This window comes from Paenibacillus sp. FSL R5-0766, assembly GCF_037971845.1.
GTDB lineage: Bacteria > Bacillota > Bacilli > Paenibacillales > Paenibacillaceae > Paenibacillus.
Map to the genome: position 1 here is coordinate 5,776,455 of NZ_CP150227.1, position 20,391 is coordinate 5,796,845.

Sequence of the window (20,391 nt, forward strand, 5' to 3'; positions counted from 1 at the left end):
CCTCCCTTATTCCCTTCACAATACACAATAATAAAGCGCTTTTATGCGTTCATCTTGTGCTAAAATAAAACTATCTTGCGCATGATAAGGGAGGCATTCATGAAGTCCATCTTTCTGGGAGAACAATTTAATCTGGTCTGTCGTCGTACATCCAACACTACGTCTCGCGAAGTGTTCCATGCTCATTCGCAGCTGGAGATAACCTATATTCACGAAGGATATGGGCAGTTGATAACCGAAGGTCAGGTTTTCTCCCTTGAACCCGGTATGCTCATGATTTTTCGACCTTTTCAATTGCACCACATCCAGATTCAAGTATCCAGACAGCAGCCTTTCATTCGAAATGTACTCATGGTTGAACTTGATCTACTGAAGGCACATTGGCCCCAATTTATCGTTACTCACGACTTCATACAGGATCTGCTGGAAGAGCAATCCCCCATTCAGCCCATCCGACTTGCTGCCACATCCCCACTCGTTCAACGAATGGAACAATATGCAGATACGTATCCAGGTCTGCTTCCTCACGAAATAGAGGAGGATACACGCCTCTTTTTATTGGATCTGCTCGCACAACTTCGCTATCTGTGGCAGGACGGGCAGCAACGCCGCTCCGGAGATGTACTCTCGTCCAGTGCAAACGTTCTTCACCCTCATGCCGAAGCAATCATGCAATGGATTGAGCAGCATTACCAAGAACCTTTTCGTTTGGAGCATATCGCAGATACTCTTCATCTGTCCCCCTATCATCTATCTCATGTATTCAAAAAAGCGACTGGCACCACCATCGTTGCTTATGCTCAAGCCACCCGCATCCGTCATGCCTGTGTGCTGCTCACTCGATCCTCGCTCACCGTTCCCGAAATCGGTCACCGTGTCGGTATGACGAGCCCCTCCTACTTTTGCAAAGTATTCCGTACTACCACAGGCTCTACACCACATCAATATCGGCTGAAGGTGCAGGGGAGGAAGTAATGGATCACAACAACAAGAAAGAAGCGAAAGAATTCACTTCTCCGCTTCTTCACGTACAAACCGATTTCACTTGCTTCACCGCACATCAAGCCCCAACTTCTCCAAATACGGAATAAGTCGCTCTCTTAATTGCCTCAAATCATCCTTCTGTTCCACTGACAAGCGTTCATCATGAATACTTCCATCCTTGTCCACCACCATCACTTCATACGCCTTCATTTGTTCATACACAGATTTCAACTCGGTAAACTCCTCTTTAGTTAACATCTCCTCCGCCCGCGCCAACTGCTCCGTCCAGAATTGTTGCTCATTCATAGGATCCTTTTGTGAAGCAGTACTCACAGCTTCCAGCTTCTCGAAAAACGGTTCCAGCTCAGCTACAAGAAGGTTATATCGTTCTTGCTCTACTGTACTCCACTGCTCTGGATGCATATTGCCCTGAGAATCAGCATGCTTCACGGCCATTTGCCCCATTTGCTTCAGCAAGTCCATATACTGAACAAATTCTTCTTCGCTGAAATGGGCCTTTGCCGTCTGCAGCTTTGCTTCCAACCTCATATAATCCTCAGCTGTTCCCCCCATAACAGCGATATTCTCCTTCGAACCATATATTCCGTCTGCGAGATAGGTGTATCCTGCGTAGGCTCCGGTGGGAATAACGAGCACAACTGCTAATAGCCCAGTGACCAGCCATTTTCTTCGATTTCTTCTGATGTGTGAATCATTTCGAATACCATCCATCATTTTATGTTTAATTCTCGCAGGAACGGACCAGTCTTTGGTCTCTTCCTGGTAGGCTGTTCGCAACTGTTCATCGAGTTTCATGCAGATCCTCCACCTTTCCCCGCAATCTTGGATTCATCTTCTCTTTCTGTCTTAACTTCGCCAGCGCCGCATGTATGCGCGATTTTACGGTTCCAATCGGAATCTCCAATATGCCAGCAATCTCCTCTTGCGTGTATTCATTCAAATAATGAAGTGTAACCACCTGCTGCAGCTTGTACGGCAAACGACGCACCTGTTCCAGGAGAGGACGATTTGCCAGTTTGTTGACAAGATCAGTGGAAAAATCATATTCTAGTCCAACGTCAGATTTCTCGATCCGCTTACCAAACCGAAACTGCATCAATCTTTTGCGTCGATAACTCTGAACCTGTCGCATCGTCACCCCCATCAACCAGGGACGAAAAGCACGCTCCGCATCATATCGCGCCAATGATCGATACGCCTGAATGTAAATCTCCTGTACTACATCCTCCGCATCAGACTTGTCCTTGATGAGAAATCGCACAGTTTGATATATCCTCGTCACTGTTTTCTCATATAATTCTCCATAAGCTTCTTCATGCCCCGCCCGTATTAACGTTACAAGTTCTATGTACTCATCTTGCTCACTCATTATCCATCCCCCTCCTCCTTACACTATATATTGGCATGCCAGCATCATATCGTTCGATTTATTTATTGAATGAGTAGGTATGGCTGAATCTGACACAAAAAGGTCCTCTGGTGTTTATCATGATATAATATACCTAATTTTGATATAATTAGAGGTTCTGTATCCAGAATTTAATTCGAGGCCTACGTCACGGTATATAGACTTATTGGGATCTTGGTTAACTTATCGTCTCTTTTTCTTTCGAAAGCGGAAATAAGGGAGTAACTTAGCAGGGTGGTCACTACTGTAATGAAACTTTTCAGCAAATTGTACTCAGAATATCTCCTGATTCCACGACCTCTACGTTTGTTGTTTTTATGGGGATGGATTGTTTTGTTTATTGTTGCTGGTACCAAATTCAGATGGTTCTACTTCCTACAATAATCTGATTTCAAAGAAGTCTGATCCCCAGGGACATCAAAAAAGAGCTGAGTCGTCATTATGACGTCTCGGCTCTTCTTTGATGCTCATCCTCTTCCTTACAGATAAAGATATAGGTAATCAACTCGAGCTAGCTTATACGTTCCTTTTTGAGGCAAACTTTATTTGATATTCAGAAATTCATATCACTTGATCACCGCTTCTGAGTAGTTCTACCTGTTCAAGTCTTGCCAGTACGTTGGCAAGGCTTTTTTCTCTTAAACATAAGTTGTTTGGCTTTGCTTATGTATTCTTTAGATTTTCTTCAGAAATATGCTCATTAATTCCTTAGTTTTTTTCATTAAGATTGCTATATCAACAAGAGAGGAGGCAAAACAATGATCAGTAATACGATCTTAGAGCTACTTCATCAGTATGGTTATCTGATTTTTTATTTTGCCTTCTCATTAGGGCCTTTCGGAATTCCAATTCCGAATGAGATCACGATTATCAGCGGTGCCATTCTGAGTCACACGGGAGTTATCAATTCATGGATCACCATACTAAGCTCTTCCATTGCAAAACAACTACCTTATTATCCTCATTCCATGAAACGGTTACTTGGGGGGAATCATAAAAGATCAAATCGACCAGTTCCTTTTTATGTTTTAATGTCCTGTCTTGTCCTGTGAGGATCTAATTATGCGAGTCATCATCTTACGCGGCAACAACCGCGGCATAAACGCGATGAATCGATTTCGAGCACCAGGCATAATTAATGTCTTGCCAACCAAAAAGCCTCGATACCCTTCTTCCGCTACCTGTCCCGCTTCCATGATCGGGCCTTGCAGCATCTTTGAGACCCCCATACCCGAACGATCCACAAATCCGGTAGATGTCAGACCTGGACACAGTGCCGTTACCGTAACGCCCGTTCCGCTTACTTCATTCTCCAAAGCCTCAGTGAACGATAGCACGTATGCCTTTGTTGCATAATATACCGACATCATCGGTCCAGGAAAAAAACCTACCAACGAGGCCACATTCATCACACCGCCTTGCCCACGTTGGATCATATCCGGCAAGAATAGCTTGGTCATGACGGTTAAAGCCTTGATATTCACGTCAATCATATTAACTTCTTGTTCCAGATCCGTTTCCATAAACGTCCCGAACAGACCGAAACCTGCATTGTTGACAAGATAGTCAACAACAATGCCCTTTTCCTTCAGCTCATGATAAATCTCCTGTGGTACCCCAGGTGCCGCTACATCTTTGGCAATAACCGTTGCCTGAATACCATACTTTTTCTGATACTCCTGAGCTAGATCCTGTATTTTACCCTCATTTCGTGCTACCAGCACAATATGATGTCCACCTTTGGCAAACCGATCTGCTAACTCTTTACCGATCCCACCCGATACCCCTGTGATTAGAACTGTCTTTCTCATGTTGTTGCCTGCCTCTCTTTTCTATAAAATGTGTTTCATCTGGAACATCAATATTTGAACGAACGTTCTATAATAGTAAAAAAAATAGACTACCTCCGTATGAGATCCATGGATAGCATCGCGATACGAAGAAGTTTTTCTTTGGTCATCGAAGTTTTGGCCATCACCCTTAACCCAACGCCTACATTATGCAGATATTCCGCCAATACTTCGGCGTTGTACTCGGTTGTGAATTCACCTTCCTGCTGTCCCCACACAATAATGTCCTTGATTAGTTTCTCCGTATTGGCAAACATCTCTATCGATCGGTTGTTTATATCGTCATCACGTGCCGCCAATTCTACCGTCGAATTAACAATGAAGCAGCCTGATGCTGGAGATTCCTCTCCATGAATTAAAGAAAGAAATATAAACTGAAGTGCTTCCGTTGCCGTTTTAGAACGCTTTACGCCTGCTGCAAGAGCGGAGCTGATTTTGTGATCATACAGATCAACTGACTTTAGAAACAAGGTATGTTTGTCACCAAATGTGTCATACAAGCTTTTACGATGAATTCCCATATGATTAACCAGATCCGTCATAGACGTCTTCTCGTAACCTTGTTCCCAAAAAAGTCTCATCGCTTTATCCAGTACAACAGACTCTTCAAACTCTTTGCTTCTCGCCATTGGCTTCCCTCCTGTTCAGAAAACAAACATTGAATAACACAAGCATGATCTTAACGAGCCTTTAAAAGGTAACAATGACTTTGCCCTGGGAGTGACCCGTTGATACTTTGATCAATGCCTTTTCAATGTCCTCAAACGTATACGTAGAATCGATCGAAGGTTTAATGTCTTCTTTTTCTACAAGAGAAGTGATTTCTTGCAATTGGATCCCACTGGAATGCACAAATAAAAAACGATATTCATTTTGATTCTTACGCGCTAAAGAATCCAGGCGTGCACCTACGAGACCAAACAATGCTCTTTTCCACAACGGGAATTGACTGTCCACTGCAAAGCGATAGTTGGGTCCCGCCTTCAAAGAAACTAATTTCCCCTGTGGTTTCAAAATACTCAGTTCAGCTTTGATCTCGTCCGCACCCAAAGTGTCAATGACATAATCGATATCGGACAGGATATCAGCATAACGCTCAGTCTTATAATTAATGAATTGATCTGCTCCAATGGATAAACTACGTGCTCTGCCCCTTTCACTGCCACTTGTAATCACCGTTAATCCCATGGACTTGGCAATCGGGATGGCCATCGCACCGAATCCACCCGTTCCACCAGGAATAAACAGCTTTTTATTCGGCTCAGCTTGGAGTACATCATGCAATGCTTGATACGCGGTCAGGGCAGTAAGGGGTACCGCAGCAGCTTCGATAAAAGACAGATTTTCAGGCATTATGGATAAGTCATCCTCATGCACAGCCGCATATTCAGCAAAAGCACCAATTTTATTCAGTGGCAACCTGGTATAAACCGAGTCCCCTACTTTAAAATTCGAAACATCATCACCGACAGCTTCAATGACACCAGATAATTCATTCCCTAAAGTTAAAGGTAACGTATAGTCGGCAATCATCCGAACACTGCCATTCATATTCAAGATATCCAGCGGATTTACACCCGCAGCTTTTACTCTGACAAGGACCTCACGGCTATGAATCTGAGGTATCTCAATATCATTGATTTCCACTTGGATTTTTTTGGAGTATTTCTGTATTTGAGCTGCTCTCATCATTTATCCTCTTCCTTTGCTTATAGACTATATAAGTTGAACTAAAGATTATTTACACTGACACTACGATGACAGAACAACCCTCCAATCGCTGTTATCGTGTAAATGATTAGTTCAACTTATGTAGGAACATGGCGCACAGTATTCAGTTGTACGCCATGCTCCATGCTTTGTGCTAGTGTAGCCCCTCTTGCGACTTTAATTCTTCCAACGTAGGATAATCTGTGTAGCCCTTACTTCCCAAACCAAAGAATGTTGTCGGATCTGCTTCATTCAGTGGCACCCCCTGTTGAAGTCGTTCCGCGAAATCCGGATTAGCTAAGGACCATACACCTACCGGTACCAGATCAGCGAGACCACGATCTAGATCTACACTAAGATCATCCAACGTTCTTCCAGCCCGATTGACCAACAGTGGATTTTGCCAGATCGAACGAATGTCTTGGAGCAGTTGTTCATCTCCAAGATGCATAACATGAAGGTAAGCCAAATCCAATTGAGCCAATTCTTCTACAAGATAGCGATAGAGTTCAGGGCCTTGTTCGCCATCTTGAATTCCACCCAGCGGTGTCCCTGGTGAGATACGGAAGCCAGTTCGTTCTGCGCCTATTTCCTCCACGATGGCTTTGGTTACTTCAATCGCAAAACGAACACGATTTTCAATAGATCCGCCATACTCATCTGTGCGTGTATTTGAATTTTCTCCTAAAAATTGATTGATCAAATAGCCATTGGCTCCATGAATTTCCACGCCATCTGCCCCTGCTTCGATCGCTGCGGCTGCTGCCTTTCGGAAATCAGCGATGGTCGATTGAATATCCTCCTGACTCAATTCCCGGGGAACGGGGATATCCTGCATCCCTGTAGCCGTAAACATTTCTACACCAGGTGCGATTGCAGATGGAGCAACCGGTTGACGATGATGCGGGGTATTGTCCGGATGTGACATGCGACCCGCATGCATTAATTGGATGTATACATATCCGCCAGCTTCATGCACCGCATCGGTTACCTTTTTCCATCCTTCAATATGCTTATCGGTGTAAATGCCAGGTGACCACAAGTAACCCTGTCCATCATCAGAAGGCTGTGTTCCTTCTGTAATCAGAAGTCCCATCGTTGCACGCTGAGCATAATAAAGTGCCGCCAACTCTCCAGGTGTACCATCTTCTTGTGCTCTACTGCGTGTCATAGGTGCCATCGCTAGTCGATGAGGCAATTCCATGTTGCCAATCTTCGTTTTACTCCATATCTTTTCCATTTGGATGTACTCCTCTTCTTATTTGAGATTTTGTAGATGTATCCTCTAGATTCTGCTGTATTAATTCAATTCTGAAATGACCGGGTAGATTGCGCCTGTCAGCTGAAAATCATAGTTCTGGTCTACAATGCCTACAACCACTTCGTGGTGATCATACAGATCGATCATGAAGCCTGCCATTTCTTTAGCTGTGTGATATTTGGACATATTCGCTTTGTAATCAAATCCTTCAGCATCAATTGATTTTTGTACAAACTCTGTTTCCGTGATCGCTGGTGCAAGCACCTTCGCTTTTAGTTTTGCACCCTTCAGTTCCAGTTCTTTGGCAAGACCTTCTGTAAAGGCGCTAACGTAGTATTTCGATGCAGAATAAGCAACACTACCTACAGCAATGGCATATCCGAGTGCGGAGGAGACGTTAATCAACTGAGTACCTTCGACATTTGCATAATCTCGCACATACAATGTAGAGAGAATGGTCAAAGATTCGATGTTAACACGCAGCATGATCTCCACTTTATCCAAATTCTGTTCAGCAATGAACGAGCCTTCTCCAAGCCCGGCATTATTAATCCAAGTCTCAATTTCATATTCCTTCAAATCGTTATACAGTTCGTAAGCCTCTGCGGTAACAGACAGGTCGCTTGTGTGAACGACAACATTCACTTTAGAATCGATACCCTGAATAGTCGATTTAAGCTCTTCAAGCTTATCCAATCTTCTAGCTACCAAAATCAAGTTTTTGCCCCGTGCTGCAAATGCCAATGCTGTTTCATATCCAATTCCTGAACTTGCTCCTGTAATTACGGTGTATTTCATCATATTCTCTCCCTCATATTCTTTAGATTAGTGTAATTTCAGTTTTGAGAACGATCGTTCTTTATTGTGCAAAAAAAAGCAGTTAGAACTAACTTGCTGTTAGCATATCATTTCTAGAACGAACAGTAAAGAATTATTTTATATGTAGAACATATGCTTGGAACATACTTAAATGAGAATAGCTATATAAACCATTTATATCATAAATTAAGAATTCCTATATCGTTTCAATCCTTCAAATTAAGCAGAACTAATTTTTCTTTCATTGAATAATCTACTGTCAGGCCAATGGCCACAAGTATAACCATCAACCTTTCCTAGTTACGCTAATCTGAATTCGACATCATCCATGCCAGAAATTCTCCAAACGAATCGGATACCTTTTCAACCTCTTCAAATTCAGGCTCACATCCACGGACAATAGCTCCTCTGTCAGTTGTTAAGTCAATGGCATAGAAGGAATATCCATCTTCCACAGACATTACGATCGGCAAGTGATGATCCCACCAGGCCGTTATGTCTGACTGCCAAATAGAATCACCCTCTGCTGCCTCCAAACTAAGCATTTCAAATTCATTACATTGGAATGCGGTCTCCGTGCTATTGTTGAACTCAGCCTCACAAATAAACCAGGTTTGCTCATCCGGTGCAACGCATTTTTCAACTACATTTAGAAATTCTAAATATTCATCTGGAAGTCCTTTATATCTTGAAGTAACGCTGCTGTTTAAATGTGACTGCGAACCGGATTTACTCATTATGTCCCAGCCCTTTTCCCCTGCCCAAGTCATAAATTCCCTAAAGTGATTGTTTCCTTTTCCATTATTAATTTCCAAATTATACACCTGCCCATCAGCTTAAGAGATAGAAACTATATCACCTATTCGGGATTTGAATGGAAAATCCCTGCTGTGGTACTTCAAAGACAAAGACAAAAAGACTGGAAAAATGGTTGGGAAAAGCGGCAACCAGGTTCCAGCCTTTGGTGGTTGGGGGAAAGTCAATTTTTTAGTTAGGGACAGTTAATTGGGAAATGGACAGGAATTATTAGTTAGTTAAACATCCGCTGTCTCATCGCCTCAAACAACAGAATCGTTGCCGCCATTGCCGCATTAAGTGACTCAGCTTGTCCCTGCATCGGGATCGTAATCGCATCATCTACCAAACGTGCCGTAGCATCCGAGATGCCTTTGCCTTCGTTACCAATGACAAGCCATACCGACTGCGTAAAATCATAACTATAACATGAGTGCTCTGCCTGCAAAGAAGTACTTACCAGCTTCACGCCCGCAGCCTTCGCTTCGGGAAGCAAGGATTCCAACTGGCCCTCCACAATGAGCAAATGAAACAATGACCCCATCGTCGAACGAATCGTCTTCGGGTTATACACATCAGCACAGCCCGCGCCAAGTACAACCCCAGCAGCTCCAGCTGCATCCGCACTACGGATGATTGTCCCTACATTACCTGGGTCCTGCACCCCATCCAGCACAACCACAAGTCCACGAACTCCTGTGATCAGGCTTTCCAGTGGCTCACTGCCTTTACGTACAATCGCGAATACAGGCTGTGGTGTCATCGTATCCGTACATTTGGCGATAACCGCAGGAGATACACTAACCCACTCCACACGCTGTAGCGGATTCTCAAGCCCGGCGAGTTCGCTAGGTACGCCTTGCTCTCCGTCGTACACGATACACTCCAGATCTGCTCCGGCGCGCAATGCTTCCTGGACCAAATGAATGCCCTCAATGATATATTTATGTTGACGGGTACGATGCTTTTTCTCCAGCAACTGTGCCCATTCTTTTACACGTGTATTTTGCGGTGATACAATATCCATCTTTCCATCCTTCCCATCTGCATCCATCACTTCGGATACGCAAGCTCCATTTTCGTCAAATGATCCTTGTGACCTACAATGATCAGCACATCTCCAGCCTCGATCCGGTCCTCCGCATACGGCGAGATGTTCATCGAATTCCCACTGCGAATCGCCATCACGTTACAACCAAAACGTGCACGGATGTTTAATTCCATCAGGTTTTTACCGATCATTTGCTCGGAAGCTCTCATCTCCAGAATGCTGTAATCCTCAGATAACTCGATGTAATCCAGTATATTAGGCGAGGTCAGATGATGGGCTACGCGTAGTCCCATATCCCGCTCAGGATAGATGACTTTATCTGCACCAATCTTCTGCAATACCTTACCATGAAGCTCATTTTGAGCTTTTACGATCAGCACCGGTACACCCATATCTTTCAATATCAGGGTTGTCAGAATACTTGCCTGTATATCTTCACCAATTGCCACAACGACAACGTCGAAATTTCGTATGCCCAGCGCACGCAGCGCTTCTTCATCTGTTGAATCTGCCGATACCGCATGGGTCACCACATTGGACATCTCCTGAGTCCGCTGCTCGTCCGCATCAATTGCCAGCACATCGAATCCCATACCGCTCAGTGCATTGGCAACACTTGATCCGAACCGTCCCATCCCAATTACGGCATACTGTTTCTTGGCCATTAGGGTCTTAACCTCCCGCTGCACTTCAGCATGACGCATCATTACGGATACCCATGCTAACGTAAATAATCCTTCGTAGTATACCACAAAGCCTGATAAACTTGAATGCGCTAGCGCTTCCCAGGGAACAGTATTAAAGCAGCCGAATATACGAGGAGGGAATTGCGATGCCCATTACATTAAGCCTGCGTGAAGCGATTGTTCATAAAGTTCATGACAAGAGTGATGATCAGCTCCGGGAGATGATTGAAGGTTCAGTAGATGGACCGGAAGCTGCATTACCTGGACTTGGCGCTATTTTCGAGATGATCTGGAAGAACACTGAACCTGCCAAGCAGGAAGAACTCATTCAAATCGCGCAGGAGCATCTGCACACCATTCCCGTTCAACCGCTTCGTTAATCGAAGCATTGGAGGGGTAAGGTAACCATCATTACGTTTGTTCTGTCTGCAAAAGAAAGCTTTCCCTTATTCGGCTGGATCATACCCGCCTCTAAGTAAGGTGTATAGCAAAAGCAATAGATCCCTCCGCCAATCGGCGGAGGGATCTTATTTTTAACAAGCTCTATCTCATCACATGAGCTTGTCACGTTCAACTAATCTTTTAACAACTCCCACGAAATACTTCTGTCTTCACTTAAGGCGCAGTCTCCAGGAATTGAGCTGTAGGATTTTTATCCATAGCCGTTCTCATTGCATACTCATTTTCAAAGAGCACTACATAATTTCCTTTTTTATCTTTTACAAGTGCAGAGTTAATCCGGAATTTGCTTGGGTCCAGATTCTCGTCCACGATCCAGCGAGCGAACTGATAAGGCATACGCTGCAATTGCACATCTACCCCATACTCGCCTTTCATCCGGTATTCAAATACCTCGAACTGAAGTTGACCAATTACGCCGAGGATTGTCTCGTCGAAACTTGCCGTTTGGAACACCTGAATGGTTCCTTCCTCCGTCAACTGATCAATTCCCTTTTGGTACTGTTTATGTTTCAACGCATTTTTCACAGTAACTTTGGCGAAAATCTCTGGTGAGAACGTTGGCAACTCCTCAAAGACAATCTCGCTGCCTTGGCTCAGTGAATCACCAATCCGGAAGATACCCGGATCGAACAAACCGATAATATCGCCAGCATATGCCTCTTCGACAATATCCCGGTCTTGTGCCAGGAATTGCTGTGGCTGTGACAGCTTGATTTCTTTGCCCACACGAGTATGCTTCACACTCATTCCACGTTGGAACTTGCCTGACACAATACGCAGGAACGCAATACGATCCCGGTGTGCCGGGTTCATGTTTGCCTGAATCTTGAACACATAACCGCTGAATTTCTCATTTGTTGGCTGAATCTCTCCTGCCGTACTGCGACGTGGTTCAGGCTTCGGTGCCAGTTCCAGGAAGTTCTCCAGGAAAGTCTGTACGCCGAAATTGTTGATCGCACTACCGAAGAAAATAGGTGTCAATTCGCCGCGTTGAACTTTCTCCATGTCGAATTGGTCGCCCGCAATATCCAGCAACTCCAGATCCTGACACAATTGATCATGCAGGTATTCTCCTGCCATCTCACGGATAATCGGATCTTTGTAGCCATCTACCTTTTGTACTTTAATCGTCGAGTGATCGTCCCCTTGGAACAATTCCACCTGATTTTTCATCCGGTCATAGACACCACACAGCTCGCGACCTGTACCAATAGGCCAGTTCATCGGAACCGAACGAATACCCAGTACATTTTCAAGCTCTTCCATCAGGTCAAATGGGCTTTTACCCTCACGGTCGAGTTTGTTGATAAACGTAAAGATTGGAATGCCACGCTTCGCACATACCTGGAACAACTTGATCGTTTGTGCCTCGACACCTTTTGCAACGTCAATCAACATCACCGCGCTATCGGCAGCCGTCAGTGTACGATACGTATCTTCACTGAAGTCCTGGTGACCCGGTGTATCCAGAATGTTGACGCGATGATCCAGATAATCAAATTGCATTACGGAAGAGGTAACTGAGATCCCCCGTTGTTTCTCAATTTCCATCCAGTCACTTGTTGCGTGTTTGCTGGCTTTCCGAGCTTTTACCGTTCCCGCAAGGCGAATCGCGCCCCCGAACAGCAACAGTTTCTCGGTCAATGTAGTTTTACCCGCATCCGGGTGAGAGATAATGGCAAACGTCCGGCGTTTGTCCACTTCCTGTTGAAGAATATCATTTGCAGCTTTGCTCATAGGTTTAATCCCTTTCGTCCGTTCATTCACGTTAATCCGGCATGGCCGGTCCATCATTCAATCTTTATGCAATCCGGCGAGGCCGGTTGATTGTACACGAGTTTTTACGTACTAGGTATTTACACACTAGATTAATTTTACACATTTACAATGGAGTTCATCCTCCTCAAAATCTGTGCTTTCATGTATACCGTGAACTGCTTCTTAACCCAACTCTCCTATTGTACCATAATCTTTACCGAAAATAACCGATTACTACCGCAGATTATTCTCTTTTCACTTGCAAAAAAAAGCACCCTTCAGCCATTTTCATGGCATCCAGGCACTCCTCATTCATTTTTATTTATCGGGTTTAGAAAATCAATGCATCCAGCGCGTATTGTCCGCCACCCGTCAGGGCCAGCGCTACACCAATCACCAGAATCGCGAGATTATATTCGAATCCGTTCTGTGTGGACCAGTATCCGTTCGCTCCATGGACTTTCACAATGGCAATAACCATCGTCAATGCAATCAGAATGCCACCTACCGGTGTAAGCAGACCCAGAGCCAGCAACAGTCCACCACCGAATTCAGCGAGTCCAGCCAGTAACGCTACCAATGCACCTGGTTTCATGCCCATCGATTCAAACCAGCCACCTGTACCCTTGATCCCGTAACCTCCGAACCATCCAAACAGCTTTTGTGCCCCGTGCGCCATGAACGACAATCCAATCACCAAACGAATCAACAACAATCCTACATCCAACATCATTTTCTTTTCCTCCATTCAATATATACAAAATAGTATTCTTAGATTAAAGATATTATGCTAAATTTTTTTCTTCATGATTCTCTGTGTCGCAAACCCCTTCAACTGGTTTACATTTTATCTCATGAATGATAACTTATCCGAAACGTTTGCCCGAATGAAGTTTGTCATTTGCGTAACTCTTTAACTCATGTGTTGAGTATAAGTTACATACTTACTTTTTGTCAACAACTTAATTTAAATTACTTATTTCCTTATGATGGATACCTACCTTTCCCCCGCTAAAAAGCCTGGGTACACCGCAATATTTGCGATTTCCCCAGGCTCAGTCATCTTGTGTATATTGTTAATGCCCTTACCCTAACCATTCACTTGCCAGATCACGCTGTCCTCGTCCTGACCATTCACTGGCCACCAGTGGAATCCGTCCTGCTCCAGCAGCTTATCTGTCGCTTCTGGCCCCCATGTTCCAGCAGGGTACGTATGAAGCTCTCCCTGATTCTGTCCCCAGGCTGCTGCGATCCGATCCACAAAAGACCAGGCTGTTGCCACTTCATCCCAACGGGTAAAGTACGTAGAATCCCCCTCTGCGGCGTCGTGCAACAGACGTTCATATGCTTCAGGCGAGTTAATTCCAATCATGCAGCTCTGACAGAAATCCATTGCAAGTGGCTGAATCTCGGAATCTGAGCCTGGTTTCTTGGCATTGATTTTGATATATATGCCTTCCATCGGATTCACTCGAATGACCAGCAGATTCGGCTCCAATTTATACTTTTTCCCAAGGTACACGTTGTTTGGCATCGACTTGAACTCCACTACGATCTCGGTCGTTTTCACCGGAAGACGCTTGCCTGTCCGAATGTAGAATGGAACTCCCGCCCAGCGGAAATTATCCACGAATACACGTGCTGCAAAATAAGTTTCCGTATTCGACTGCGGATCAACCTTATCTTCCTGACGATAACCGGGAAGCTGCTTGCCACGGTACTCCCCTTCGGCATACTGTCCCCGCACAACGTTGTTGCTCACTTCCTCATCCGATGTGAACGCCCGCAACGAACGTAATACCTTCACCTTTTCATCCCGAATATCCTCCGGGAACAGGCGACTTGGCGGTTCCATCGCAATCATCGTCAGCATCTGCAGCATATGATTCTGCCCCATATCACGCAGTGCACCGGAGTGATCATAATAACCGCCACGTTCTTCCACGCCTACTGTTTCACCGAGCGTAATCTGAACGTTGGCAATATGTTTGTTATTCCAGAGCGGTTCAAAAAAAGCATTCCCGAAGCGGATCACTTCGATATTTTGCACCATCTCCTTGCCCAGATAATGATCAATCCGATAGATTTCCTCTTCACGGAACACCTCACGAATCTGTTCATTCAGATGTTCAGCGGATTGCAGATCATAACCAAATGGTTTTTCGATCACCAAACGGTTCCACCCCTGACTTTCCAACATACCGCCGTCCCGCAAACTATACGAGACACTGCCAAACAGCTCAGGTGCCAGTGCCAGATAGAACAACCGATTCCCCGGCGTGTTAAACTTTGATTCCAGATGCTCCGTCTGCGCACGCAGTTCTTTGAATCCTTCCACATTATTGATATCCAGTGCTTTGTATTCAAAATGCTCGACAAAAGTGTTCCACTCATCAGGTTCGCCCGCTGCATAACGGCAGAACTCCTTAATGGATTCATAGATGTCTTCCCGGAATTCTTCTGGGGACCTCGGACGACGTGCTACGCCAATAACCGCAAAGTCTTCGGCAAGCTTGCCTTCGCGGTAAAGACTGTAGATAGCCGGAAACAGCTTCCGGCGGGCCAAATCACCCGTTGCTCCAAAAATGAAAAATACTGCGCCTGGTGTCTGTACTTCATCTTGCAATTGTTTTTCAACCATGGGCTCCTCTTTCTTCCGGGAAGATAACCTTCACGCTCTCCCCGAGCTATGTAATGGTGTTATATATGCACGACATACAACTGTCAATTACCAGCAAGTTCCTTCTTGGATGTGATGCCATTTTAGCATATCAACTGAACGGATGCACTATTTCAAACTCATTTTTCTGATAAAGATTCTCAATATTGGGTCCCAATTCATGAAAAATCCATCCCTTAATATTCAATCGTAATCACCGGAAACCCAACTGTAATTCGATTATCGACCTCTTCCCCAACCTGGTGAACTGCGAGTTGCATATTTAACATGTGCGAGCCACTCTTGATCGATAGGGGCAGCTCAGCCGCCTTATAAGAGACACTTGCAGTGCCTGCATCTGTATAACGTTCAACGGAGGCGATATCCACCTTTGTGGACAGCTGTTTTTCGATCAGTTCCAGTTGCTGACTCGCATCATATTCAGTAGCAGTAACTGCTGTACCTTGCACAGACATATTCCAGCTTGCCTTCATCCCTGAGTCTACAAGCAGTTGACCGATCTGTTCATGTACTGTCATTAATGCCTTCCGATCCGTGTGTGCATCCCCTGAAATTTGTACGATGGCGTAGTAGCCGTTATCTCCTGTCTCGATGACATTAACCAACATCCCTGCTGCTCCAGTAGCCTCATTGACAACCATCTCACTGCGATACACATCATGGCCCGTCTGGCGTACCCGTACCGGTTGTTCCAGTCCCAAGTGACTGGCCAGTAATGCCGCTTGTGCTTGTGCTTCTCCCCGGCCTTCTCCTTGCCATTTAATAATTAGACGATCCACATTATCAATCACGCTGTCAGCAGTATCGATTAACTGTTCCAGTTGGGCAGCCTTGGATTCGTTTTTCTCCGCGTATACCTGTGTCACACCAATAAGAATTATGATTGCTATTGCCAATATACCTGCTGTCATCCAACGATTTAACATTCGAATCCCCCGCTTCTTTCTTGCATTCTATGAATCTATCAACAGCATGCCCCTTTCGCATATTTGCTATACTTCTTCTGCACACAACAAAAAAGCCCCACCCGCCACATGCATGGCAGATCGGAGCTTTCCATTCTCTATAACTTCCGCACATTAATGCACGGTTCTTTGGCTTGATTATGTTATTGCATATAGTTCTTGTTATTACTCTGCAAGTCCATTTTTATAAGCATAGATCGCGGCCTGTGTACGGTCGTCTACGCCCAATTTTGCCAGTAAATTCGTGACATGGAATTTGACCGTCTTGATACCGATGATCAGATCATCAGCGATGTCCTGATTCGATTTACCTTTGGCGAGCAATCGGAGCACATCCATTTCACGGTCTGTCAATTCATCATGCAAAGGAGCTGCTGCCTGTGGCTGCCGGAAGCGATTCATCATTTTCGAAGCCACCTGTGACTCCAGAACGGATTGCCCGCGAGCGGCTGCGCGAATCGCATCTGCCACTTCATTGGCTCTTGATGTTTTCAACAGATAACTGAATGCGCCTGCTTCAATGACAGGATACATTTTTTCATCATCCAGGTAACTGGTCAATACGATGACTTTGCACTCCGGATACATTTTAAGTACCTGACGAGTAGCCTCAATGCCATCCATTCCTTCCATAACCAGGTCCATCAGAACAACATCAGGCTTATATTCCTGTGCAAGCCGAATGCCTTCCTCTCCACTACCTGCTTCACCAACAACTTCAATTCCATCTTCGGTATCCAGTACCGCTGCAAGACCAATACGTACCATCTCATGATCATCCACGAGCAATACTTTGATCGACGTTTCCGTCTCCGTTTCGACTTCCGGTTCCATTGACATGTTCTTCCTCGCTTTCATCGTTCATCAAAGGTATCGTAATCTCAATCCGCGTTCCCTTACCAGGCGCTGTTACAAATTGTATGGCCCCGCCAATCTCCGTAACACGTTCACGCATGTTAGCCAGACCGTAGGAAGCTTGTTTATTCTCATCCAGATCGAAGCCTTGCCCATCATCACGAATCAATACCCGGATCGCATCAGTACGGCGCTGGATCCGTATCTCCATTTTTTCCGCTTTTGCATGCCGTAACGTATTGGACATAGCCTCCTGAACGATTCGAAACAGATGATTCTCGATGCCTTTGATCAGATCAATGTCTTCGTCCATTTCGAGCACAATGTCCATGGGTACTTTTGTTTTCAGTTCCATCACCAGATCACGCAGACCTTGTTCAAGATGTTTACCCTCCAGATAGACTGGCCGCAGATGTAACAGTAACGCACGCATCTCGGACTGAGCTACCGAAGCCATCTCCTCAATCAAAGCCACCTGCCGCTGAGCACGTTCAAAATCCTTCTCCATCTTCCGTCCAACGGCTGTTGCTGTCATGGATATCGCGAACAATTGCTGCGATACCGCATCATGCAGTTCCCGTGCCAAACGTTGCCGCTCTTCCACAATAGCCGTAATTCTGGCTTGTTCAGCAAGCTGTGCATTATGAGTAGACAATCGCTGGAGCGAAGATATCTGATCTTCCCACTTTTTGCCGATTCGTCCGAGTTGCTCACTTAAACGGCCCACATCATCATCGCCCAGATCAGGTACAGTGCGTGATAGAGAGCCCTTCTCCCACAGTAGAAGTGTTTCCCTCAGCAGTTCGAGCCGGCGTTTAACCCGGTAACTCTGATAGAACCCAAAGACCGCACCGATTCCAATCAGAAGCAGCAATAAGGCCAGACCCGATTGAATCAGATGCCGCCAGCCTGCAAACGGAGCAAGATAACCATATGTATACAATACATACAAAATAACAGCAAGCACAATGAAAACCAGGAGGATCCCTTCACCCATACTTCGGGTTACCATGTCGGTATGTCGTTTTGTCTTCATCGGGGTCTCCTCCTTCTCTTCATCTATTTTACTACGGATTGCTGATGTTTAGGTCGCCAACAATATAAGAAATGACAAATTTTGCTTTATGTTCACTGGATTCATATCCAGGCGTTCTCCATACTAATTTGTTCATCATGCCGCTATCTTGTTCTCCAAGAAGATTAATCCGGCCGAAAAGAACCGATGCTTCAATCTCCACACCATAATCTTCTGGTAGTGTAAGGCGAACATTACCCATAACTCCTTGCAGCAGCACAATTGTTTGTTTCTCCTCCGGAATCGAAAGAGATAGATCTGCGTTAACCTCACCTATGGCATGCCACAGACTCATACTACGTAACGTCCAAGATGATTGATCCCAGTAGTAACGAGCCATGAAATTCTGTTTCTTCATAACGCCTTCGTCTAGATGAATCTTTTTGTTTTTCGAATAAAAGTAAGCTAAAGAAGCAAGTACAATCAAAAATACAATCATTAAATTATCCAGCAATAACAGTGCCGCACCAATGCCGAGATACCGATGACCTTTGCGGGTATCCCCATTGCGGACTTGAAGCATTCCAACCGTTAACAGAATCAGTGCGGCAGCGGTCAGGAAGTTAATATTGTCATTCAATAACATCATTGTGCCAATAATCATAATGACAACTGCAAGCCATTTACTCTTTTGATTCATCCCTGCCGCACCCCCTCTGTAAGTTAATCTCTCTTTATTCAACGGAAAAGCCATACCAGGCAATGAAGTCCTGTATGGCTTAACTTTTGTTCTACCAACCGTACATTATACACGATTTATAGAATATCATATTGTCCACTAAGCGAACAGTTATTCTTTTGAAGTTCCGTTCGCTTCATTCTTGGAACCATTGCCCATTTTATTTTTGAGGGCTTGTAATTGCTGATCCACTTTGAACTGTTTTTCCACATCTACAGGATTCGTGTACGTGGATGATGTGTTGCGATAAGGTGCACGAGCTACGTCAGCTTCAGCTTCCAGCTGCATGATTTTCTCTTCCATGCGGTGGAATCCAAGTGATGCGCCGCCACTTTCGATTGAATGCAAGCTGTTGATGGAAGACATTTGTTTTTTGGCTTTTGCCATTTGTGCACGGGATACAAGTTCATTACGTTTGTTACGCATTTTGTAGAACTCATCTTTCATATCATGCAACTGTTGCAACAGATCTTTTGCTTGTGCTTCGGCCTGTGCATGCAGTTCGCTGTACTCCGTAATTTTTTGATCAAAGTAGATTTTCTCTTCCAACAACTTGCGTGCCACTTCTTCCTGACCGTTAGACAGAGCAGCTTCTGCTTGGGACTCACGTTGTACCGAAGTACGCTCTGCTTCATCCAAACGTTGTTTCATGCGACGCTCATTTGCCATTTGTTTGGCAACAGTTACCTCTGCCTCATGAATCTCAGCCTCCATATCACGCAAGTACTGGTTCAACATTACAATCGGGTCCTCTACTTTATCCAACATATCATTTACCGATGCTTTCGTCATATCCTTAATCCGTTTAAATACTCCCATTTTACTTTTCTCCCTTCTCGTAACGAGATAATTTTTGGCGAAGCTCTTCAACTTCTTTTTTCAGTGCTTTTTTCTCGATATCTTTCATCATGGAATCAAGTTCACTTTCTTGCGGTGCTCCTGCTCCGTAGGCGTTGTTGTCATAAGAACGGGGACCAGATTGAGGTCTGCCGTTGAATCCAGGGCCGGGACCGAAGTTACCAGGACCTTGTTGGTTGTGATTATTTTGAAAAGGACCTCTTGGTGGCTGATGATCATAGTTGTTGTATCCTCTGCCAGGACCAGGGCCTTGGCCCGGACCGTAGCCATATGGATCATAAGGCGGATACGGTTCTTTTGGTACCACCAGTGCTGCAATAAAGTATATTAACAACGACGTGCCGCCAGTTACGAAGATACTGATAACAAAGATGATACGCAACAGGGTGGAATCCATTCCGATGGTTTCGGAAATTCCGCCGCACAAGCCGGTTAACATCCGGTCACGCGTTGAGCGGTATAATTTGCTCATGT

Annotated in this window: 22 protein-coding genes; 3 read left to right on the forward strand and 19 right to left on the reverse strand. The window is 44.9% G+C overall.

Features of this window, described 5'->3' with window-relative positions; translation table 11 throughout:
* The first annotated feature begins 99 nt into the window (after window positions 1-99).
* Entirely contained in the window at window positions 100-975 is an 876-nt protein-coding gene (locus MKY66_RS25055; RefSeq protein WP_076210942.1) for an AraC family transcriptional regulator, read from the forward strand.
* 75 nt (window positions 976-1,050) lie between these two features.
* On the opposite strand, the gene MKY66_RS25060 is transcribed toward MKY66_RS25055, so the two are convergent.
* Window positions 1,051-1,800, reverse strand: coding sequence for a DUF3600 domain-containing protein (locus MKY66_RS25060; RefSeq protein ID WP_076210940.1), 750 nt, complete (start codon window positions 1,798-1,800; stop codon window positions 1,051-1,053).
* Window positions 1,787-2,374, reverse strand: coding sequence for a sigma-70 family RNA polymerase sigma factor (locus MKY66_RS25065; protein WP_076210938.1), 588 nt, complete (start codon window positions 2,372-2,374; stop codon window positions 1,787-1,789). The genes MKY66_RS25060 and MKY66_RS25065 overlap by 14 nt, the downstream gene beginning before the upstream one ends.
* 797 nt (window positions 2,375-3,171) lie before the next feature.
* Here MKY66_RS25065 and MKY66_RS25070 point away from each other — a divergent pair.
* Window positions 3,172-3,465, forward strand: coding sequence for a hypothetical protein (locus MKY66_RS25070; RefSeq protein WP_076210936.1), 294 nt, complete (start codon window positions 3,172-3,174; stop codon window positions 3,463-3,465).
* On the opposite strand, the gene MKY66_RS25075 is transcribed toward MKY66_RS25070, so the two are convergent.
* The 8 genes from MKY66_RS25075 to MKY66_RS25110 all read right to left on the reverse strand — a co-directional run bounded on the left by MKY66_RS25075 (window position 3,442) and on the right by MKY66_RS25110 (window position 10,603).
* Complete coding sequence (locus tag MKY66_RS25075) at window positions 3,442-4,224, reverse strand: SDR family oxidoreductase (RefSeq protein ID WP_076210935.1); 783 nt, start codon at window positions 4,222-4,224, stop codon at window positions 3,442-3,444. The two genes, MKY66_RS25070 and MKY66_RS25075, sit on opposite strands and share 24 nt — an antisense overlap.
* Window positions 4,225-4,313: 89 nt before the next feature.
* Entirely contained in the window at window positions 4,314-4,892 is a 579-nt protein-coding gene (locus tag MKY66_RS25080) for a TetR/AcrR family transcriptional regulator (RefSeq protein ID WP_076210933.1), read from the reverse strand.
* Between the two features lie 61 nt (window positions 4,893-4,953).
* Window positions 4,954-5,952 (reverse strand): NADP-dependent oxidoreductase, encoded by a 999-nt coding sequence (locus tag MKY66_RS25085; protein ID WP_076211295.1) that lies wholly within the window; start codon window positions 5,950-5,952, stop codon window positions 4,954-4,956.
* Window positions 5,953-6,127: 175 nt separating this feature from the next.
* Window positions 6,128-7,213: an alkene reductase gene (locus tag MKY66_RS25090; RefSeq protein WP_076210931.1), complete on the reverse strand. Its 1,086-nt coding sequence runs from the start codon at window positions 7,211-7,213 to the stop codon at window positions 6,128-6,130.
* A 60-nt stretch (window positions 7,214-7,273) separates the two neighbouring features.
* Complete coding sequence (locus tag MKY66_RS25095; protein ID WP_076211294.1) at window positions 7,274-8,032, reverse strand: SDR family NAD(P)-dependent oxidoreductase; 759 nt, start codon at window positions 8,030-8,032, stop codon at window positions 7,274-7,276.
* A 326-nt stretch (window positions 8,033-8,358) separates the two neighbouring features.
* On the reverse strand, window positions 8,359-8,868 hold the full coding sequence (locus MKY66_RS25100) for an SMI1/KNR4 family protein (protein WP_256704219.1): 510 nt from the start codon (window positions 8,866-8,868) through the stop codon (window positions 8,359-8,361).
* Between the two features lie 215 nt (window positions 8,869-9,083).
* Entirely contained in the window at window positions 9,084-9,875 is a 792-nt protein-coding gene (locus MKY66_RS25105; protein WP_076211289.1) for an RNA methyltransferase, read from the reverse strand.
* Window positions 9,876-9,901: 26 nt separating this feature from the next.
* Entirely contained in the window at window positions 9,902-10,603 is a 702-nt protein-coding gene (locus tag MKY66_RS25110; protein ID WP_076211287.1) for a TrkA family potassium uptake protein, read from the reverse strand.
* A 128-nt stretch (window positions 10,604-10,731) separates the two neighbouring features.
* Here MKY66_RS25110 and sspI point away from each other — a divergent pair, with 128 nt between their 5' ends.
* Window positions 10,732-10,965, forward strand: a complete 234-nt coding sequence (sspI, locus tag MKY66_RS25115) for a small acid-soluble spore protein SspI (RefSeq protein ID WP_036673259.1) — start codon at window positions 10,732-10,734, stop codon at window positions 10,963-10,965.
* Window positions 10,966-11,200: 235 nt separating this feature from the next.
* Here the strand turns inward: sspI and MKY66_RS25120 are convergent, their stop codons facing one another.
* The 9 genes from MKY66_RS25120 to MKY66_RS25160 all read right to left on the reverse strand — a co-directional run bounded on the left by MKY66_RS25120 (window position 11,201) and on the right by MKY66_RS25160 (window position 20,389).
* Window positions 11,201-12,784, reverse strand: coding sequence for a peptide chain release factor 3 (locus MKY66_RS25120; RefSeq protein ID WP_074096423.1), 1,584 nt, complete (start codon window positions 12,782-12,784; stop codon window positions 11,201-11,203).
* 352 nt (window positions 12,785-13,136) lie between these two features.
* Window positions 13,137-13,535 carry a DoxX family protein gene (locus MKY66_RS25125; protein ID WP_024634146.1) on the reverse strand — a complete coding sequence of 133 codons (399 nt, stop codon included), beginning with the start codon at window positions 13,533-13,535 and terminating at the stop codon, window positions 13,137-13,139.
* A 360-nt stretch (window positions 13,536-13,895) separates the two neighbouring features.
* Window positions 13,896-15,446 (reverse strand): glucose-6-phosphate dehydrogenase, encoded by a 1,551-nt coding sequence (gene zwf / locus MKY66_RS25130; RefSeq protein ID WP_076210929.1) that lies wholly within the window; start codon window positions 15,444-15,446, stop codon window positions 13,896-13,898.
* A gap of 215 nt (window positions 15,447-15,661) precedes the next feature.
* Window positions 15,662-16,411, reverse strand: a complete 750-nt coding sequence (locus MKY66_RS25135) for a YwmB family TATA-box binding protein (RefSeq protein ID WP_076210927.1) — start codon at window positions 16,409-16,411, stop codon at window positions 15,662-15,664.
* Between the two features lie 204 nt (window positions 16,412-16,615).
* On the reverse strand, window positions 16,616-17,284 hold the full coding sequence (locus MKY66_RS25140) for a response regulator transcription factor (RefSeq protein WP_091020933.1): 669 nt from the start codon (window positions 17,282-17,284) through the stop codon (window positions 16,616-16,618).
* A complete protein-coding gene (locus MKY66_RS25145; protein ID WP_076210925.1) occupies window positions 17,226-18,341 on the reverse strand; it encodes a sensor histidine kinase in 1,116 nt (371 codons plus the stop codon). The genes MKY66_RS25140 and MKY66_RS25145 overlap by 59 nt, the downstream gene beginning before the upstream one ends.
* Before the next feature lie 31 nt (window positions 18,342-18,372).
* Complete coding sequence (gene liaF / locus MKY66_RS25150; RefSeq protein WP_036605686.1) at window positions 18,373-19,020, reverse strand: cell wall-active antibiotics response protein LiaF; 648 nt, start codon at window positions 19,018-19,020, stop codon at window positions 18,373-18,375.
* A 150-nt stretch (window positions 19,021-19,170) separates the two neighbouring features.
* Window positions 19,171-19,878 (reverse strand): PspA/IM30 family protein, encoded by a 708-nt coding sequence (locus MKY66_RS25155; protein ID WP_076210923.1) that lies wholly within the window; start codon window positions 19,876-19,878, stop codon window positions 19,171-19,173.
* Between the two features lies 1 nt (window position 19,879).
* Window positions 19,880-20,389, reverse strand: a complete 510-nt coding sequence (locus tag MKY66_RS25160; protein WP_076210921.1) for a PspC domain-containing protein — start codon at window positions 20,387-20,389, stop codon at window positions 19,880-19,882.
* Window positions 20,390-20,391: the final 2 nt, after the last annotated feature.

Coding starts and splice junctions, on each gene's coding strand:
- MKY66_RS25055 (WP_076210942.1), top strand. CDS start 100: ATGAAGTCCATCTTTCTGGGAGAACAATTTAATCTGGTCTGTCGTCGT.
- MKY66_RS25060 (WP_076210940.1), bottom strand. CDS start 1,800: ATGAAACTCGATGAACAGTTGCGAACAGCCTACCAGGAAGAGACCAAA.
- MKY66_RS25065 (WP_076210938.1), bottom strand. CDS start 2,374: ATGAGTGAGCAAGATGAGTACATAGAACTTGTAACGTTAATACGGGCG.
- MKY66_RS25070 (WP_076210936.1), top strand. CDS start 3,172: ATGATCAGTAATACGATCTTAGAGCTACTTCATCAGTATGGTTATCTG.
- MKY66_RS25075 (WP_076210935.1), bottom strand. CDS start 4,224: ATGAGAAAGACAGTTCTAATCACAGGGGTATCGGGTGGGATCGGTAAA.
- MKY66_RS25080 (WP_076210933.1), bottom strand. CDS start 4,892: ATGGCGAGAAGCAAAGAGTTTGAAGAGTCTGTTGTACTGGATAAAGCG.
- MKY66_RS25085 (WP_076211295.1), bottom strand. CDS start 5,952: ATGAGAGCAGCTCAAATACAGAAATACTCCAAAAAAATCCAAGTGGAA.
- MKY66_RS25090 (WP_076210931.1), bottom strand. CDS start 7,213: ATGGAAAAGATATGGAGTAAAACGAAGATTGGCAACATGGAATTGCCT.
- MKY66_RS25095 (WP_076211294.1), bottom strand. CDS start 8,032: ATGAAATACACCGTAATTACAGGAGCAAGTTCAGGAATTGGATATGAA.
- MKY66_RS25105 (WP_076211289.1), bottom strand. CDS start 9,875: ATGGATATTGTATCACCGCAAAATACACGTGTAAAAGAATGGGCACAG.
- MKY66_RS25110 (WP_076211287.1), bottom strand. CDS start 10,603: ATGCGTCATGCTGAAGTGCAGCGGGAGGTTAAGACCCTAATGGCCAAG.
- sspI (WP_036673259.1), top strand. CDS start 10,732: ATGCCCATTACATTAAGCCTGCGTGAAGCGATTGTTCATAAAGTTCAT.
- MKY66_RS25120 (WP_074096423.1), bottom strand. CDS start 12,784: ATGAGCAAAGCTGCAAATGATATTCTTCAACAGGAAGTGGACAAACGC.
- MKY66_RS25125 (WP_024634146.1), bottom strand. CDS start 13,535: ATGTTGGATGTAGGATTGTTGTTGATTCGTTTGGTGATTGGATTGTCG.
- zwf (WP_076210929.1), bottom strand. CDS start 15,446: ATGGTTGAAAAACAATTGCAAGATGAAGTACAGACACCAGGCGCAGTA.
- MKY66_RS25135 (WP_076210927.1), bottom strand. CDS start 16,411: ATGTTAAATCGTTGGATGACAGCAGGTATATTGGCAATAGCAATCATA.
- MKY66_RS25140 (WP_091020933.1), bottom strand. CDS start 17,284: ATGGAACCGGAAGTCGAAACGGAGACGGAAACGTCGATCAAAGTATTG.
- MKY66_RS25145 (WP_076210925.1), bottom strand. CDS start 18,341: ATGAAGACAAAACGACATACCGACATGGTAACCCGAAGTATGGGTGAA.
- liaF (WP_036605686.1), bottom strand. CDS start 19,020: ATGAATCAAAAGAGTAAATGGCTTGCAGTTGTCATTATGATTATTGGC.
- MKY66_RS25155 (WP_076210923.1), bottom strand. CDS start 19,878: ATGGGAGTATTTAAACGGATTAAGGATATGACGAAAGCATCGGTAAAT.
- MKY66_RS25160 (WP_076210921.1), bottom strand. CDS start 20,389: ATGAGCAAATTATACCGCTCAACGCGTGACCGGATGTTAACCGGCTTG.